This is a genomic window from Agreia sp. VKM Ac-1783, assembly GCF_900177765.1.
Lineage (GTDB): Bacteria > Actinomycetota > Actinomycetes > Actinomycetales > Microbacteriaceae > Agreia.
The window spans coordinates 436,988-453,071 of sequence record NZ_FXWI01000003.1 but is presented as its reverse complement, the minus strand read 5'-3'; the positions used below and the strand labels follow the sequence as shown (position 1 = coordinate 453,071).

The 16,084-nt window shown below is 66.9% G+C and carries 14 protein-coding genes; 7 read left to right on the top strand and 7 right to left on the bottom strand.

Annotation, left to right across the window (positions count from 1 at the left end; genetic code table 11):
• The first annotated feature begins 83 nt into the window (after nucleotides 1–83).
• Nucleotides 84–719: a Pr6Pr family membrane protein gene (locus tag CCK87_RS11800; RefSeq protein WP_140162834.1), complete on the top strand. Its 636-nt coding sequence runs from the start codon at nucleotides 84–86 to the stop codon at nucleotides 717–719.
• On the opposite strand, the gene CCK87_RS11795 is transcribed toward CCK87_RS11800, so the two are convergent.
• Nucleotides 710–1,195 (bottom strand): DUF3151 domain-containing protein, encoded by a 486-nt coding sequence (locus CCK87_RS11795; RefSeq protein ID WP_086461619.1) that lies wholly within the window; start codon nucleotides 1,193–1,195, stop codon nucleotides 710–712. The genes CCK87_RS11800 and CCK87_RS11795 overlap by 10 nt on opposite strands.
• A 60-nt stretch (nucleotides 1,196–1,255) precedes the next feature.
• On the opposite strand from CCK87_RS11795, the gene CCK87_RS11790 reads away from it, so the two are divergent.
• The gene (locus CCK87_RS11790) at nucleotides 1,256–1,525 is read left to right on the top strand and encodes a thioredoxin domain-containing protein (RefSeq protein ID WP_086461618.1); all 270 of its coding nucleotides are present in this window, start codon (nucleotides 1,256–1,258) and stop codon (nucleotides 1,523–1,525) included.
• On the opposite strand, the gene CCK87_RS11785 is transcribed toward CCK87_RS11790, so the two are convergent.
• The gene (locus tag CCK87_RS11785) at nucleotides 1,522–1,965 is read right to left on the bottom strand and encodes a hypothetical protein (RefSeq protein WP_086461617.1); all 444 of its coding nucleotides are present in this window, start codon (nucleotides 1,963–1,965) and stop codon (nucleotides 1,522–1,524) included. The two genes, CCK87_RS11790 and CCK87_RS11785, sit on opposite strands and share 4 nt — an antisense overlap.
• Nucleotides 1,966–1,967: 2 nt before the next feature.
• On the bottom strand, nucleotides 1,968–2,363 hold the full coding sequence (locus CCK87_RS11780; protein ID WP_086461616.1) for a hypothetical protein: 396 nt from the start codon (nucleotides 2,361–2,363) through the stop codon (nucleotides 1,968–1,970).
• Nucleotides 2,364–2,543: 180 nt separating this feature from the next.
• On the opposite strand from CCK87_RS11780, the gene CCK87_RS11775 reads away from it, so the two are divergent.
• Genes CCK87_RS11775 through CCK87_RS11765 form a run of 3 tightly spaced genes read left to right on the top strand, consistent with a single transcriptional unit; the run spans nucleotide 2,544 to nucleotide 6,027 of the window.
• The gene (locus tag CCK87_RS11775) at nucleotides 2,544–3,251 is read left to right on the top strand and encodes a TetR/AcrR family transcriptional regulator (RefSeq protein ID WP_086461615.1); all 708 of its coding nucleotides are present in this window, start codon (nucleotides 2,544–2,546) and stop codon (nucleotides 3,249–3,251) included.
• Complete coding sequence (locus tag CCK87_RS11770; protein ID WP_212638218.1) at nucleotides 3,248–4,024, top strand: hypothetical protein; 777 nt, start codon at nucleotides 3,248–3,250, stop codon at nucleotides 4,022–4,024. Before CCK87_RS11775 ends, CCK87_RS11770 begins: the two co-directional genes overlap by 4 nt.
• The gene (locus CCK87_RS11765) at nucleotides 4,021–6,027 is read left to right on the top strand and encodes a YhgE/Pip domain-containing protein (protein WP_086461614.1); all 2,007 of its coding nucleotides are present in this window, start codon (nucleotides 4,021–4,023) and stop codon (nucleotides 6,025–6,027) included. The genes CCK87_RS11770 and CCK87_RS11765 overlap by 4 nt, the downstream gene beginning before the upstream one ends.
• 129 nt (nucleotides 6,028–6,156) lie before the next feature.
• Here the strand turns inward: CCK87_RS11765 and CCK87_RS11760 are convergent, their stop codons facing one another.
• From CCK87_RS11760 to CCK87_RS11750, 3 genes are all read right to left on the bottom strand, one after another.
• On the bottom strand, nucleotides 6,157–8,988 hold the full coding sequence (locus CCK87_RS11760; RefSeq protein ID WP_086461613.1) for a hypothetical protein: 2,832 nt from the start codon (nucleotides 8,986–8,988) through the stop codon (nucleotides 6,157–6,159).
• Nucleotides 8,989–10,869: an HSP90 family protein gene (locus CCK87_RS11755; RefSeq protein ID WP_086461612.1), complete on the bottom strand. Its 1,881-nt coding sequence runs from the start codon at nucleotides 10,867–10,869 to the stop codon at nucleotides 8,989–8,991.
• A gap of 73 nt (nucleotides 10,870–10,942) precedes the next feature.
• Entirely contained in the window at nucleotides 10,943–12,475 is a 1,533-nt protein-coding gene (locus tag CCK87_RS11750; RefSeq protein WP_086461611.1) for a molybdopterin-dependent oxidoreductase, read from the bottom strand.
• 106 nt (nucleotides 12,476–12,581) lie between these two features.
• On the opposite strand from CCK87_RS11750, the gene CCK87_RS11745 reads away from it, so the two are divergent.
• Together CCK87_RS11745 and CCK87_RS11740 are read left to right on the top strand one after the other, a co-directional pair.
• Complete coding sequence (locus CCK87_RS11745; RefSeq protein WP_086461610.1) at nucleotides 12,582–14,237, top strand: sensor histidine kinase; 1,656 nt, start codon at nucleotides 12,582–12,584, stop codon at nucleotides 14,235–14,237.
• Complete coding sequence (locus CCK87_RS11740; protein ID WP_086461609.1) at nucleotides 14,234–15,394, top strand: GGDEF domain-containing protein; 1,161 nt, start codon at nucleotides 14,234–14,236, stop codon at nucleotides 15,392–15,394. Before CCK87_RS11745 ends, CCK87_RS11740 begins: the two co-directional genes overlap by 4 nt.
• Here CCK87_RS11740 and CCK87_RS11735 read toward each other — a convergent pair whose 3' ends face one another.
• Nucleotides 15,395–16,012 (bottom strand): hypothetical protein, encoded by a 618-nt coding sequence (locus tag CCK87_RS11735; RefSeq protein ID WP_249273865.1) that lies wholly within the window; start codon nucleotides 16,010–16,012, stop codon nucleotides 15,395–15,397. It lies immediately after the preceding gene.
• Between the last annotated feature and the right edge of the window lie 72 nt (nucleotides 16,013–16,084).

The following is a 16,084-nucleotide window of genomic DNA, read 5'->3' as shown; positions in this document are numbered from 1 at the left end:
CACCCCATAGTAACGCCAGGGCCGATGTCTGAGACTTCGCCGACAAGGCCAACCCCCAATCTGGTCTGCTACGAATCGATGACATGAGAAGACTTGTGGGAGCGGTGCGCCTTCTGGCGGGCGTCGGGCTCTTGGCGACCATCGTGATTCAGATCAACGACCGCGTGCTGAACAACGCTTTCGACCCGTGGGAGTACTTCAGCTACTTCACCATCGAGACCTCGTTGATGAACATCGTCGTCTTCATCGTCGGGGGTATCCTCGCGTTCCGACTCTCGCGCGACACCGAACTCTTCACCACCGTGCGGATGGCGACGCTCACCTACGCGATCATCACCGCGGGCGTCTACAACCTGCTGCTGCGCAACGTGCCGTACAACGGGTTCCAAGGACTCAGCTGGCCGAACGAGGTCATCCACGTCTGGATCCCGATTCTCATCGTTCTCGACTGGCTCATCTCACCCGGTCGACCCGCACTCAGCTGGAAAGCCCTCCGGGTCGTCATGATCTACCCGCTGCTGTGGCTCGCCTACTCGCTGGTTCGCGGAGCCGTGTCGAACGGCATCTACCCGTACCCGTTCCTCGATCCGGCAACCGCCGGCTGGGGCAGCGTGATCGCCTACATCGTGGCACTGAGCCTCGTGCTGCTAGGACTGGCCGCACTCGCGATCGTCTACAGCAGGCGTGTGGGCAGAGAAGCGATCCGGCGTCAGTCCTGACCGCGGATGATGATCGCCTCGGTCACCGGCTGATCGTTGACGGGCCGGATCGTTGCTTCGATGGCGTCGATCGCTCGCGGATCCGACATCTGCAGGAAGTCTCCGAGTCGCTTGACCTCGTCGACCTCGCCGAAAGCCTCAGCGGCCCGGCGCAGCGCGTAGAGCGACAGGAGCACTCCGCGGTTGGGTTCGTGCGACCAGGGAACGGGGCCCTGCCCGCGCCAGCCGCCCTTGCGAAGCGCATCGAGGCCGCGGTGGTAGCCGACCCGGGCGTACGCGTACGACGGCAGCACCGCTCCGACGGCCCACAGCTCTTCGGCCAGCAGCGCCCACAGCAGCGACGAGGTGGGGAACTGCTTGACCAGCTCGCCGAGATCGGCCGCCGTCGCGGGAGAACGCTCCGCGAGCGCCTCCATGACAGCAGTGTCTTCGGGAAGGAGTGTCTCGGGCAGGCCGAGGAGGTTGTCGCCGCTCATATCTCGATGGTACGCCAGCGACATCGGGAATCTCGGGGCGGCACTCGCGTTGCACTCTGTATGCCGCTTTCCGTACACCTCTACAGCTCGAGTTTCTGCGGAGCCTGCACGCAGACCCGTGACGTTCTCGAGCGGGTGAAGCCGTTCGTGCGCGACCGCGTCGACTTCAGCGAATCGAACGTGGCGTCGAGCCCAGACGACGCCGAACGGGCGAGCATCATCGCGACACCGACCGTCGTGGTTCGCGACGAATCGGGCACGGAGCTCGCCCGGGCATCCGGTGTGCCGACGGCCGACCAGGTGTTGACCCTGCTCGCCCGCCACCTCTAGACCGGCGACGGCTTGCTCCAGTCGATGCGCAGCGACGCGGGGTCGACCGGATCGAGCGTCACGGCGATGCGCCCGCCCGGCACCAGGCGAGGAATCTGACCCATGTCGAGGGCCGCGCTGTGTGCGACCGGCAGCGGGATGCCTCCGGGCAACGTCACGAGCAGCTGCAACTCGATCACGGTGCGGCCCGCGATCATCATGCCGGTGGGAGCGAACTGGGTGACCGTCGCTGCCGCCTCGACGCGACCGACCTCTCCGTCGACGGGCCCGGCGGTGAGCGACTGCTCCGCAGCCTGACGCTGCGCCGTCATCGTGGCAAGGGCCTGATTCGCCCCGTTCATGCCGACCTGCATGCGAGCGAGATCGCCCTTCACATCGCTCTTCTTCTCCATCTCGTCGGTGAGTTTCATCACCTTGAAATAGCTCGAGATCAGACCCATGATCAGACGGCCCGGTAGATGGCGTTGAAGCGCTGAGCGATGCCGGGGTCGGCAGCGAGACGGGTGTTCCATCCCTCGACGGCGATCTCCCAGTCGGCGGGAGCGACACCGAACGATGCGGCGACTGCCGGCAGCTTCGACACGTCGTAGCCGTAGGGGGCGATGCCTTTGGCGATGCGGGCCCAGAGCTCGATGTCGACGCCGGCGATGGGCACGAGGTTGGCGGGGTTCGGCTCGATCTGCACGGGCGCGCCGAATCCGTAGGCACCTGCGGAGGATCCGGCGGCGGGCGTCTGCATTGCCTTCGCCTGGGCTGCCATCTCGTTGCCGGACTCGATCAGTCCGGGGGCCGCGTTGAGCATCGCGCCCATGTCGCGGAAGCCTTTGATGATGTTCATGTTCGTCTCGTTTCTGTCGGTGTGTGCTGCCGTTCTTCGGCTGGACCCCACTCTCGTCCGACAGCTGCCACCGCGACTGAGCAGGCATTACTCACTGCTTCGTCTTGCGCTACCCAACCGCGATTCTGAGCAACTCCTAAATAACTTGCACATGAGTGTGCAAGTTATTAGAATCGACAAGTGACCGACACCAGCACCTCCGCCCATCGAGCTTCTCGGCCAGCTCGCGCCCCGAGGCGCGATGCTGCAGAGAACAGAATCGCCATTCTCGACGCCGCGATCTCCGAGCTCAATCACGACCCGGATGCGTCGCTCGAGACGATCGCGTCGGCCGCCGGCCTGTCGCGTCGCTCGATCTACGGCCACTTCAGCACCCGCGACGAGCTCGTCGCCGAGCTGAACGATCGCGGTATCGCCCGGGTGACCGCCGCGCTCGCTCCCATCCGCCACTCCGACGCGCGGGTAGCACTCGCCCTGGTGGGTGCTCGCCTCTGGAGCGAGGTCGAGGACGTGCGCGTGACGGCCCAACTCGCGATCCGCGGACCACGGCGAGAAATCGTGGCCGAAGGGCTCGAACCGGTGCGTAGTGGAGTGCTGGCGATCGTCGAGCAGGGAGTGGCCGCAGGCCAGCTGCGCACCGACATCGAGCCGCGCACACTCGCTCGCCTCATCGAGGGCGCAGCACTCTCTGTGCTCGACGAGGCCGTTCGCGACGACATCTCTCACGCCGAAGGCCACCGCCTCGTGATCCTCGTGGCTCTCAGCACCGCCGGTCTCTCATGGCGTGAGGCGGCCGAGCTCATCGACGCCTCGCCCGAACTCGCCCTCGGCGCCCAGCCCGAGGCATCCACACGTCATTCAGACTCATCAACAGGAGCAAAAGCATGAGAATCGACCTCGTCGATGTGACGGCGGGCGAGGGCTCGGATGCGCTGCCCCCGACGACGGTCGGCTTCGAGAGCGGCTCCGTCACCCTCGTGGCGACGGAGACCGCCCAACGACCGACCCTGCTCGCGCTGATCGCCAGCGGGCGCATGGTGCCGGAACACGGCTCGGTGACCCGCGAGCCCGAGCTGAGCGGCGACGAGCTGCGCGCATCCGTCGCCGTCGTGGATGCCCCCGACATCTCCGAGCCGTCCAGTGGCCTGCGACTCGACGGCATCGTGCAGGAGGAGCTGATGTTCGCCGACATGCACTCGTCGGCGAAAGCCGTTCTCGAGACGCTCGAGACCCTCGGCGCCCGTGAATTCGCCCGCACGCCCATCGAGCACGTGCCCGCCACCGTGCGGCTGCATGTGCTCGCCGAATTGGCGGCCATGCGTGACAGCGTGGAGGCCCTCGTCCTCACCTCTCCCGATCGGCACGGTGGTGACCCGCTCGAGTGGTACCCGATCGCCGAGGGTCTGGCCGAACGCGGCTACGCGGTCCTTGTGATCGCGGGTGCAGCCTCGGTGGCATTGCTCGACGCCGCGCTCGCCGAACCCGAGGCGCCGGCGGCTCCGAAACATGTACTGCCTGAAACGCCGACCCAAGAGGTCGCCGAAGAGGTCATCGAACCGCTCGTGCTCGAAGAACCCGAGCGCGCGGAAGAACCTGAGTTTGCAGAAGATCCAGACGTCGTAGAAGCACCCGAAGTCGTAGAAGAAGAAGACACGAAATGACCATCGTCACGCTCGTCCGCGCGGAACTGCGCCGACTCACCTCATCGAAGATGGGAATTCTGGCGCTCATCGCGCTGATGTGCGTTCCCATCATCTACGCCGGCCTGTACCTCTGGGGCAACAACGACCCCTACGGCAATCTGAAAGACGTGCCCGTGGGTCTCGTCGTCGAAGACACGGGCGCCAAGCAGACCGATGCCGACGGAACCGCATCGACCGTGAACTACGGCGATGAGGTGCGCGACGAGCTGCTGAAGGACAACAGCGTCAAGTGGATCGAGGCGACCTCGGCCGAGGCGAAGACCGGCGTCAGCGACGGCACCTTCGACTTCGTCCTCACCCTGGGCAAGGACTTCTCGACCGATCTCACGTCGCCGACCACGACCACGCCGAAGCAGGCGTCGGTCGAGCTCACCACGAACGACACGAACAGCTTCCTGGCCACCACGATCGCCGGAAACGTCGCCGAGAAGGTGCGCTCCTCGATCGCCGAGAAGGTCGGAAAAGAGGCAGCGCTGAAGTTCCTCGACGGTTTCGCCGACGTGGGCACGAGCCTCGAGACAGCCATCGACGGCGCGAACCAGCTCGCCGACGGCACGACGACGGCTGCCAATGGCTCCTCCCAGCTCGCGGCCGGCGCCGCGTCTGCGAACGACGGAGCGCAGCAGCTCGCGACCGGCGCATCGCAGGCGAACACTGGCGCCTCGGACCTCAGCTCGGGGCTACAGCAACTGGCCGACGCGACCTCGTCACTGCCTGCAAGCACCGAAGCGCTGAACACAGGCGCTCAGCAGGTGGCAGCGGGAAACGCCGAACTCGCCACCGCTGCAGCTGATCTCGCCACCAAGGCGAGCACCATCGCGACAGACGTTCCCCAGGCCCAGACCGACATCACCACCCAGGTGAATGACCTCCTGAAGAACAAGGTCATCACTCAAGAACAGGCCGACAAGATCCTCACCGCCCTCAACCCTCTGGGCCAGCAGGTCGTCGACGCGAACAACAAGATTCAGACTCTCAACGGCAAGGTCGCCGCCCTCGCGGCCGGAAGCCAGCAGGTGGCCGACGGCACGGCGACCCTGGCGGCATCGGCCCCGACGCTGGCCGGCGGCATCTCCGACGCGTCGACCGGCGCATCCACCCTGGCTGCGGGCACCCAGCAACTCTCGGACGGGGCCTCCACCCTCGCGGCCGGCACGCCCGCCCTCGCAACGGGCGCCGCCGATCTGCAGACCGGCATCCTGAAGCTCGACGACGGCGCGCACAAGCTGTCGGCAGGGCTCACCGAGGGGCTCGGCAAGCTGCCCATCGAGACGGCCGAGCAGCGCGAGAAGAGCGCCTCTGTCATCTCCGATCCGGCCGCGATCGACACCAGCGCCGTCACCAAGGCGAGTACCTACGGTGCCGGAATGGCTCCGTTCTTCATCAGCCTCGCAGCGTGGATCGGCATCTACGCGCTTTTCCTCATCATCAAGCCCCTGTCGAAGCGCGCTCTTACTGCGCTCCGCAAGCCCGGTCGGGTGGCCCTGTCCGGGCTGATGACACCAGCCATCCTCGGCGCCGTGCAGATGATCGCCGTGTTCGGCATCGTCACCCTCGCCCTCGGCTACCAGGTGGCGAACCCGCTAGGCATGCTCGGGTTCATGATCGTGACCTCGGTGACCTACGCCGCAATCATCCTGGCCCTGAACGTGTGGCTCGGCAGCGTCGGCCAGTTCCTGGGACTCGTGCTGATGGTGCTGCAGCTCGTGACCGCCGGCGGTACCTTCCCGTGGCAGACCCTGCCTGGCCCCCTCGCCGCGCTGCACCACGCGCTGCCGATGGGATACGCGGTCGATGGCATCCGGCAACTCATGTACGGCGGCAACCTCGCACTGGCGTGGGCCGACGTGGCCGTGCTGCTCGCCTTCCTGCTCGGAGCGCTCGCCCTGTCATGGATCGGCGCACGTCGAATGACGAGGACGCGCACTCTGCGCGACCTGCGTCCGTCGCTGATCGGCTGACGCTGCTGGCTAACTGAGGACATTTTTCGACGCACTCGGCTAAGACCCCCGCAATCACGGGACTCGGCTCGGCGCGGCGACGCAATGTCCTCAGTTAGCGCACGCCTCGGTCAAGTGAGCGCCCCCGGGTCAGTCGACGTCGACCGAGGCCCGAGCCTCAGCAGCCTCGGCGTGGCGGCCGAGCTGTTCGAGCACGTCTCCGAGCTCGAGAGCTGCCGCAATGCGGGCCTGGGGAACGTCGCCCAGGCGCTCAATGGCGCCGCGGTAGATCGTCACCGCGGACTCCGCATTCTGCTGCGCGACGAGCATGCGCGCGGCGAGCAGCTCGGCGAGGCCCGCGGCCACCTCGTCGCCGGCTGCCACATAGCCGTCGGATGCCGAGAGCGCCGCGGGCACGGCCTCGGCCAGACGGTCGAGTTGCTGCAGCGCCCTCGCCTTCGAATCGGTGACGTCTGCGACGAGCCACTCCGCTTCCTCGGCACGGGCGATCTTCAGCACCTCGTCGAGCTCCGCGAGTCCGGCATCGTCTCCGAAGCGGCACCGGGCGCGACCGAGCGAGTGCAGTGCCTCGACCAGGAGCTGCAGTTCGTCGGCTCCGCGGGCCGAGGCCAGCGCCTCCTCCAGCACCTCGATGCTCTGCTCGTCGTCATACGACAGCAGAAGTCCGCCGAGCGCAATGCCCGCCTGCGTGGCCCCGATCGGGTCCCCGGCCTCTGTGTACAGCGAGATCGCGCCGCTCCAGGCGCCGTAGGCCGCCGACCCGTCGCCTGACTGCCTGTGCGCCTGCCCCAACCAGAACAAGGTCTCCGCCCGGGCGCCCGGCGCCGCATCCGACGAGACCTCCGACGCGTAGACCTCATCGAGCACCTCGGCGGCGGCCTCGGCTTGACCCGCCTGCACGAGCAGCCGGCCCAGCCCGTAACGCAGGCCGTCGACATCCGGCCTCTCGGCCAATTCGGCCTCGCGAACAGCCAGACGCCACCGGGTCACGGCCTCGTCGAGACGACCGGCATCGCGCAGCAGTGAAGCGCTGAGCACCGCGGAATCGACCATGCCGGAGCGGTGGCCGAGACGAGTCCACAGCGCGAGGGCGGCGTCGGCCGACGCCAGACCGGGTTCGATCTCGCCCTGCGCGCCGGCGAGCTGGGCCAGCAGATGATGGGCCGTGGCGCGGAACGCGCGGTCGAGATCCAACTCGAGAAGACGATCAAGCGTCGAGACCGCCTCGGCGAGCTCGTCGGTTCTCGCCAGCGCGTGCGCCAGGAACAGCAGAGCCGAGATCCTCATCGGGCTGTCAGCGACCTCGTCGAGCAGCTCCCCCGCGCGCCGGAAGAGGACGAGCGCCTGGTCGGCACGCCCCTCCTGTAGGTGCACCGATCCGAGCGTGAGTGCGAGATCGGCGCGGGCCTCAGCGTCGGCACCCCGAGCATCCGCCGCCTGCAGCGTCATCTCGAGAACGTGCACATCGTCGTCGACGGCAGTACCGAGCAGGATGAGCCCGAGCACCACCTCGATGTCAGCCTGATCGTCGCAGCCCATGTCGCGCAGCACCGCGATGCGATCGATCTGCCGAGCGGCGGCCTCATCGAGGTCTCCCGCCGCGATGAGCGCCTGAATGAGCACCGCGTACAGCAACGACCGGATGCGTCCCGCCGGGCTCCGATCGACGGGCACGTTCTCGAGTCGGCCGGCCTCGAGGCCACGTCGGGCCGCGGCCACCGAATCGTCGTACGCGCCCATACCCATGAGTTCCCGCGCGCGCACCAGCCAGCCCGCGGCATCCACGGGGTCGGTCTCTGCAACCGAGGGAATGCTGGGGAGGAAGCCTTCGCCCTGCAGCGGCAAGTCGTAACGCTCGTCGGCGAGGGAACGAGACTGCTCGACGAGTCTGCTGTGTCGGTCGTTGCCGTTGCGCTCGTCGAAGGCGTGCGCCAGCCGTTCGGCGGCGAGCCAGGACGCGGCGGCGAGTTCGTCGGCGCTCCAGTCACCGTCGTGCGGCCCGAAGAAGGGTTCCAGTGCGGGGGCACCTGCGCCACGCACGGCGGCGTCTCCATGTCCGCTTCGAACGACCGCATCGAGCAAGACACCGAATGAACGCAGCGCCGCGAAGTGCGCTCTGGCGTTCAACGAGTCGTGAGCGAGCCAGCCGATATGGCGCTCGAGCAGAGTGAGTCCGCGTGCCTCGTTGCCCGTCACGGCGCAGAACACGAGGTGATTCGCGATGATGCCGATGTTGTCAGAGTTAGACCGCGCCAAGCGGTAGCTGCGCAGGTGGGCAGCTTTGGCCGTGTCGAGTTCGCCGGCGCGCAGCCACGAGAGCAGTCCGCGGCTCAGTGCCGTCTCCGGCTCCTCGCCACAGCTCAGGCCCTGCTCCACGATCTCGTCGAAGCGTTCGATCGCCTCCGCCTCGCGGCCCACCGACGCGAGGTACGCGGCATCCTCGCTCCGTACGCACGCGTCACAGTGGCTGTATTCGTCGCGCGGCTCGCGGCGGAGCGCCGCCCGGGCGCTCTCGGCCTCTTCGTCACTCAGGTTGTCGACCGCGTCGTCGAAGCGCGCTTGCAGCACGCCACTCAGACCCACGCCGGCTCGGCGGTATCGCGTCTCCATCTCATCGAGCACGGCCTCGATCTCGGCGCGCGGAAAGACAGGCGACGCACCGAGCGTGCCCGCCATCCACTTGAACTGCCACAGCAGATCGAGCTCGCCCACCTTCAGAGGAAAGCGGGCGGGATCGCTGTCATGCGTGCCGAGGCACCAGCCGAACGAGGCCAGCATGGCGTCGGTGTCGCCCGTCATCTTGGCCGAGGCGGTGAGTCTGAGACGCGCCTCGTATGCGAGCCCTTCTTCGCCCGATTCGTCTGCCAGGGCGATCGCCTGGTCGATGAGCGATCGCTCGGCTGCGCCGAACGGCAGGGAGTCGATCTGCGCGAACAACTCCAGGATCGTGCTGCGTGACATCTACAACGGGTCGCTTTCTCGAGAGGGATATCCGGGCAGGCCGACGCTGAGGTGCACCAGGTCCGACAGAGCCGAGGTCAGCATCCGTCTGTCGGCAGCCTGCAGCGGGCGGTGGCCCGCGAGCAGCGCCTGAACGTACACGAGCTGGATGCTTCGGCTGAAGACGGCGTCGTCGTCGGTCGCCGCGAGTGTGCGCACCAGAGGGTTGTTCCAGTTGAGGCAGAGTCTCAGGCGCGCGGAAGCCTGTCCCCCTCGATGTGCGACGGTTGCCTTGTCGACGCGACCGAGAACGGAACCCCACAGGGGCGGCGCCGTCTCCTGCGCGGCCGCACGGCCGATCGACCGGAGGGCGTCGGGGTCGGCGACCGCGAGCGCCGGCAGGTCGGCCGGCTCGAAGCTCCGCACGTCGACGTCGCACGACACCTGACGCAGCGCTTCAGCGGCGCGCTCCTCCAGCGTGTGCGCGACAGGCCGGTCGGCCATGGGCGGTGAATCGAGGTTGTCGAGTTCGCCGAGCACGGTGACCCGCTCGACGGTCACGCCCGCCACGATGTCGGGCAGCCGACGCACGATGTCGGCGTCGTAGATGTATCCGCCGTTCACGATGGGCGACGATCGGTCGCCGAACGCCGCCACCTGCCTGAACTCGTCGACCGTCTCGGCGTAACGCACGTGCGCAGAGCGCTGCATGACGGCATCGAGCGTCATCGGGCCCGCGGACGTCTCCACGGAGAGCCACCGCGCCAACACTCCGGCGAGTTCGTCATCGTGCACGACGAGCGATTTGAGCGCAACATGATGGATGGCGACGAACTCGGCCAGCCGGTGAGGCTCGGCGAGTGCCTTCTGCAGAATCCATCGCCGAAGCGTCGCCCCGAGCTCAGAGCGGGTGTACTCGAGCGACTCGTTCTCGACTAACTGCTCCCGCGAAGCGGTGGGCTGCAGACCCTCGGTGTCGATGACGGCACGAACGAAGAACGCCCAGTCGGGCAGCAGCTCGTCGATGCGCTCACCGAGCAGCATCCGTCCGAGGTAGACGCGGGTCGACTGGCGTGAGCCAGGCGGCGGCGCGAAGGGGAGCACGAAGGCCGTACCCCGAGTCGCGGTGCCCGGGACCACGAGCGGGATGGCGTCGAAGGGCGTCGCGCCGAGCAGCTCGGCGCCGTAGGTGACGAGTTCTGCCGAGGGCTCGGCGTTCGCCTGCAGAAAGACCGCGTCACGATTGATGGTCTCCTCGCCCCCGCGGGGCAGGGCGATACGAATGGGCAGATCGAGGAACTCGCCGAAGCGCGTGGCGAGAGCCACGACCGACGCACTCGACAGGAGCTCGGACATGCCGTCGAGCGGCACCAGTCGAACCTCGGTGCCGATGGCCAGAGCGGCCGTCTCGTTCTCATTGAGTTCGCGCGCCGTGTAGGTTCCGTCGGTTGCTCCGATCCACTCGACCCCCGGTCCTCCTGCCGCCGAACGCGAGCGGATCACGATGCGATCGGCCACCATGAAGCAGCTCAGCAGTCCGATTCCGAACTGGCCGAGGTAATCGGTTCGAGGCAGGTCGAACAGATCGCGTTTCGACGACCGTCCGACCGTGGCGAGCAGTTCTCCGACGTCGTCGAGAGTCAGCCCTATGCCGTCGTCGCGGAAGACGAACTCCGCTCCCTCACCGTCGGCGGGGGTGATCCAGATCCCGCCGCCGCCAGCGATGGGCTCTGCGGCAGTCTGCCGTCGGGCGATGACCGCGTCTCGCCCGTTCTGCAGCAGCTCGCGCAAGAACACCTGTGGACTCGAGTAGATGTGCCTCGAGAGAAGGTCGACCACGCCACGCAGGTCTACCTGGAAGGGTCTCGATGCCCCAGCGTCGACACCATCTGTTCGAGACACGCGGTTCTCCCTCACGATCTATACCGTCGTTCACAGTACCCGCCGCGTGGCGGCGGTGAGGAACGCACGGGCGTCAGCTCCCGACGGTGACCCTGATCGTGTCCCAACCCGTCGCTCCGCTGGGAGCTGGAGGCGCCTGCCGATCGGTCTGCGTGTACCCCGACTTGTCGGTAGCCCGCACCGCGATCGTGTGTGCGCCCGCCGAGGCCGGCCACCGCAGTACCCACTGCACCCATGTGTCGTCGGAGATGCCGGGCGCGAGCGTCGCCTGCTGCCATGCGCCATCGTCGACGCGCACCTCGACACCGGCGATTCCGGTGTGCGGCGCCCACGCGACGCCCGCGATCGCGACGGTTCCGGATGCGACGGTCTGGCCCGAGAGCGGAACGTCGATGCGCGACTCGGTCACCACCGGGCCGAGGGCGTCCCAGCCTCGCGGGGTCCAGTACCCCTCGGCGTCGGCGAATCGGGTGACCTTCATCTCGGTGACCCACTTCGTCGCCGAGACGTAGCCGAAAAGGCCGGGCACGATCATGCGGGCAGGAAACCCGTGCTCGGTGGGCAGAGGCTCACCGTTCATGCCGACCGCCAGGAGAGCCTGCCGATTCGGATCGGTGAGCGTCTCGATGGGCGTGCCCGCGCTGAACCCGTCGGGCCCGGACGAGAGCACCATGTCTGCACCCGATTGAATGCCGGCACGCGCCAGTAGCTCACGGATGGGGTAGCCCAACCAGGTGGCGTTGCCGATCAACCCTCCGCCGACCTCGTTCGACACGCAGGCGATCGTCGTCACGTGCTCGACGAGGGGAAGAGCGAGGAGCTCGGCGTAACCGATCGTGACCTCGTTGTCGACAAGGCCGGTGATCTTCAGCTGCCAGTCGTCCGGATTGATCTGCGGCACCTGAAGGGCCACGTCGATGCGGTAGAACTGCTCGTTCGGGGTGATCAGCGCGCTGATGCCTTCGACATCGAGGCTGGTGGCCGGGTCGATGGCGGGCGCGGCCGTCGTCGGAGCGGGCAGCGCGATCGCCTGCCGGATGGCGGTGACCGCCGCCGTGCTGGCGTTCATCGCCCGCGCACCGATGGCCACGATCAGAGCAGTCGCACCGGTGACGCCTGCGAAGGTCAGAAACTGCCTGCGCTGCATGCCCGAGCGCGCAGCCTCGGGCACATCGAGCCAGGCTCCTAGACGCCGGATGCCGGAGCGCAGCACCAGCACGCCGGCGATCATTCCGAGCACGGTCGGGAAGGCCCACAGCGCGCTGGCTTCCGGTCGGGTCTGCACGGCGATGACAGCGATCGCCGAGAAGAGAATCAGAATCGCCACGCCGAGAGGCGGTCGACGCCGCTCGAGCACCCCGGCGAGGGCGGCGAATGCGATGACGACGACGGCCAGGATCACGAACAAGGCGATCTTGTCGCCCGTGCCGAACAGCGCGATCATCGACTCTTTGAGCCAGGCCGGAGCCAGATCGATGGCCAACTGGCCGACGGCGAAAAACGGCGAAGAAGAACTCGAGACGAACACGGCGACGACCTCGGCCGTCGCGAGCACCACGAGAGCCGACAGCATTCCGACGAGTGCCGAGATCCCATGTGTTCGCATGAGCTCGACACTACGCCGTGCACCCGAGAGCGCACCTGGGTATTTGAGGGCGGGAAGCGGTTGATACGCTACGACAGTGGTAGCTGTTTCGGGGGACAGTCGGGCGATGGCTCGTTCATCCGTCGAGCGCAGCGTGTTCCTGTCTCAACTGCTCTTGGCGGGCGCCACGTTGGTGCTCACGATGATCTCGTTCCTCGTCGATCCGGCCGCGCTCTCGTCACCGATGTTCTTCGCCGGCGTCGTCGCGATCTTCAGCATCACCGGACTCGCCGCCGCCGTTCCCTGGCGCATCATCGCCAAAGCCTGGATCGCCGCAGTGCCGATACTCGACATCCTGGCGATCTCGCTGATCCGTCAGGATCAGCCGCAGCTCGGCGCGACCTTGCTGTTCGTGTTTCCCGCGATCTGGATGTCGATGCACTTCGGCCTCTGGGGCGCCGCGGTCTCGGTGCTGCTTCCCGCGATCCTCACCTGGGGCGGAGAACTCCTGCGGCACAGCGAGGAGACGATCGATCCGGCGATCCTGCCTCGCCTGGGAGTCGTGCCGATCGTGCTCGCCTTCGTCGCCACGACCGTCTATTCGACGACCCGCAAAGCGGCCGCTCAACGTTCGCTCCTACGACAGCAGGCCGATCTCTTCGAGCAGGCTCTGCAGAGTTCACGCAGGCAGAAGCAGACCCTCGACGAACTCTTCGACGCCGTGGACTTCGGCGTCATCGGCTTTGATGGCTCCGGTCGGGTCAACCTGATCAATCGAGCGCAGCGCCAAATGGTCGCTCCCTATGCTCTCGGCCACGACGCGATCGTTCCTGCCATCATCTATCGCGAGGATCGCACCACTCCGTACGAGGAGCACGAGAGGCCGTTCCAGCGCGCCCTGCTCGGCGAGACCATCGACCGCGAGACGGTGTGGTTCGGTGAGCCCGGTCAGGCGCAGGCGGCCATCCTCACCTCGTCACGACCCGTGATCGACGAGCGCGGGCAGTATGACGGTGGCGTCATCGTCTTCCGCGACATCACCGCCGAGCTCAAGGCGGTGAAAGCCCGCGACGACCTCGTCGCCTCGGTGTCGCACGAACTCCGCACTCCGCTGACATCGATCGTCGGCTACACGGAGTTGGCTCTCGATGAGGACATCCCCGACAGCACACGATCGATGCTCGAGATCACGTCTCGAAACGCCGACCGGATGCTCGGCATCGTGGCCGATCTGCTCACGGCGGCGAGCGAGTCGACGCAGACCCTGCTGATGGTCTTCGCGCCCTGCGACCTCGCCCAGCTGGTGCGCGACGGCATCGAGTCGATCAGACCCGTCGCATCGGTCAGCCACATCACCTTCAGCACGCCCGAGCTCGAAAACCTGGTCTTCGACGCCGACGCTTTCAGACTCCGCCAGGTCATCGACAACATCCTGTCGAACGCTGTGAAGTACAACGTGGCAAACGGCCGCATCGACGTATCGCTGAGAGCGGCGACGGGCGGCGTAGCCGAGCTGCGTGTTCACGACACGGGCCGTGGCATGACCGATTCCGAGCAGGCGCATCTGTTCGATCGCTTCTACAGGGCCGATTCTGTGCGCAACTCCGCGGTTCATGGTTCGGGCCTCGGACTCAGTATCAGCCGCGACATCGTGAATCAGCATGGGGGTGACCTCCGCCTCGAGTCCGAACGAGGCAAGGGCACCACCGCGATCATGACCGTTCCCATGAAAGACCGCGAGCCCGCCGGGGACTCATCGCCCGAATCAAAGGCCACCGTATGAACCTCGACGTCCTCACCTTGATGACCATGTCGAGCCTGGCCGTCGTGCTGTGCGGTATCTCGTTCATTCTCAACACGTCGTTCACGCGCAATGACGCGACGGGCCGCATCTGGAGTCTGGGCTTCATCAGCGGCATCATCGTGGCGGCGGGCTACGGGGTCGCGGCGGTGACTCCGAATGCCTGGTGGGGCCTGCTTGTCGGAAACGCGGCCTATATCGCCGCGGTCGGAGCGCTGTGGTGCGGTGCGAGACTGCACAATCACCGGTCGCCCCGTCTCTGGATCGTCTGGGTGTTGGCTTTCGTCGTGGCGGTGATCACCGCGCTGCAATCCGCCAGTGAGGGCGAATGGGCGGGCGCGCCCGTCCTCTGGCTCGGGCTCACTGCCCTGAGCGTTCTCGGGGCCATCGAGTTGCAGCGAGGCAGACTCCGTCGCACCGTCAACGGCCGGTCGCTGAGCATCGTGCTGTGGATCGTGGCGGTCTTCATGTTCGCCCGCACCCTCGCCTTCCTCCTCGGCGGTCCCGACGGCCGAGCCTTCAGCACCTACTTCAACTCGGGCGTCGCCGCCGTGGTGACGATGGCCCTGATCATCAGTGCGGCGATCGCCGTCTCTGTGCTCCGAGTCGAACGCGGCGCGGACAGCGCCGTGGGAGACCTCAGCGAGGGCATCTTCTCTCGGGCCGGCGTGCTCTCGGCGGAGGCCTTCGGGCAGACCGCCGAAGATCACCTCGAGAGAAGCGCGATCCTGCGGGGCGACATGGCCCTCATCGGTGCTGACGTCGACCGGCTGCCCGAAGTGAACGTCGCCTTCGGGCGCGCGGCGGGCGACGAGGCCATCTCGGCATTCGCCCAGACCTTGCGCACGACGGTGCCCGTCATGGCCGCCATCGGGCATCCATCGGCAGGCCGGTTCTTCGTACTCGTCGCCGTCGCCAGCGAGACGGAGGCACTCGCGTTCGCCGAGCGCATCCAGATCGCCCTGGTCGACGCCCCGCTGCCTGACCGGCAGACCATCAGGCTCACGGCGAGTCTCGGAATCGCCACATCGTTCGACCACGGCCATGCACTGAGCGCCCTGGTCACTGCGGTCGAGGCGGCCGTGGACGAGAGCAGAGCGGCCGGGGGCAACCGCATCGTGGTCGGAACGGCGCGCTAGCTACTCTGCGATCGCGATCGTGATCTGGTCGCTCGCCGTCTGCTTCGCGTAGGCGGCCGATGTCGGTGTGGTCTGGATGAGCAGCTCGTAGGTGAACGACAGCGTGACACTCGTCGCGGTCGGGTCGACGGCCGGCAGAATGAACGTCTGGCTGTAACTGTAGGGGGACTTGATGTCGTACCCGGGCGAGACCGTCGACTGGTCGCTCAACGGTGCAGGTGCGTCGAGGGGACCCTTGGGACCGGACACGGCGACGACCACGCTGACGCGTGACAGGTAGACGCCCTGCCCCTGATCGGTGCCGAGAGCGCCGATCAGCGAAAAGCTGATCGGCTTGTTCGCGTCGGCTTTCCACTGATCCATGCTCAGCGTGGACCAGTAATTGGCGGTCAGCGCGGCATCGCCAGCCTGCAGCTGGTGCTGCGCCGAGCCTGTCGCGAGCTCGTTGACGATCGATGTGATCGTGGCCTTGGGCGTCGGGGTCGACGTCTTGGTCGACGTGGCGGCCGATGTCGTGCCGACAGACCACGGGGCCGTGCCGCATCCGCTCATCGCCACGACGAGCGCAGACCCGAGCGCCACGGTCGCGACCGTCTTCTTCCAGCCTGTCCGAACCATGCGCCACTCCCCCATGCCACCGCGTTGCACCGCCAGACATGAGGTGCGCGAATCTTGAGCATATCTTGCGGA

Coding starts and splice junctions, on each gene's coding strand:
- CCK87_RS11800 (WP_140162834.1), top strand. CDS start 84: ATGAGAAGACTTGTGGGAGCGGTGCGCCTTCTGGCGGGCGTCGGGCTC.
- CCK87_RS11795 (WP_086461619.1), bottom strand. CDS start 1,195: ATGAGCGGCGACAACCTCCTCGGCCTGCCCGAGACACTCCTTCCCGAA.
- CCK87_RS11790 (WP_086461618.1), top strand. CDS start 1,256: ATGCCGCTTTCCGTACACCTCTACAGCTCGAGTTTCTGCGGAGCCTGC.
- CCK87_RS11785 (WP_086461617.1), bottom strand. CDS start 1,965: ATGGGTCTGATCTCGAGCTATTTCAAGGTGATGAAACTCACCGACGAG.
- CCK87_RS11780 (WP_086461616.1), bottom strand. CDS start 2,363: ATGAACATCATCAAAGGCTTCCGCGACATGGGCGCGATGCTCAACGCG.
- CCK87_RS11770 (WP_212638218.1), top strand. CDS start 3,248: ATGAGAATCGACCTCGTCGATGTGACGGCGGGCGAGGGCTCGGATGCG.
- CCK87_RS11765 (WP_086461614.1), top strand. CDS start 4,021: ATGACCATCGTCACGCTCGTCCGCGCGGAACTGCGCCGACTCACCTCA.
- CCK87_RS11760 (WP_086461613.1), bottom strand. CDS start 8,988: ATGTCACGCAGCACGATCCTGGAGTTGTTCGCGCAGATCGACTCCCTG.
- CCK87_RS11750 (WP_086461611.1), bottom strand. CDS start 12,475: ATGCGAACACATGGGATCTCGGCACTCGTCGGAATGCTGTCGGCTCTC.
- CCK87_RS11745 (WP_086461610.1), top strand. CDS start 12,582: ATGGCTCGTTCATCCGTCGAGCGCAGCGTGTTCCTGTCTCAACTGCTC.
- CCK87_RS11740 (WP_086461609.1), top strand. CDS start 14,234: ATGAACCTCGACGTCCTCACCTTGATGACCATGTCGAGCCTGGCCGTC.
- CCK87_RS11735 (WP_249273865.1), bottom strand. CDS start 16,012: ATGGTTCGGACAGGCTGGAAGAAGACGGTCGCGACCGTGGCGCTCGGG.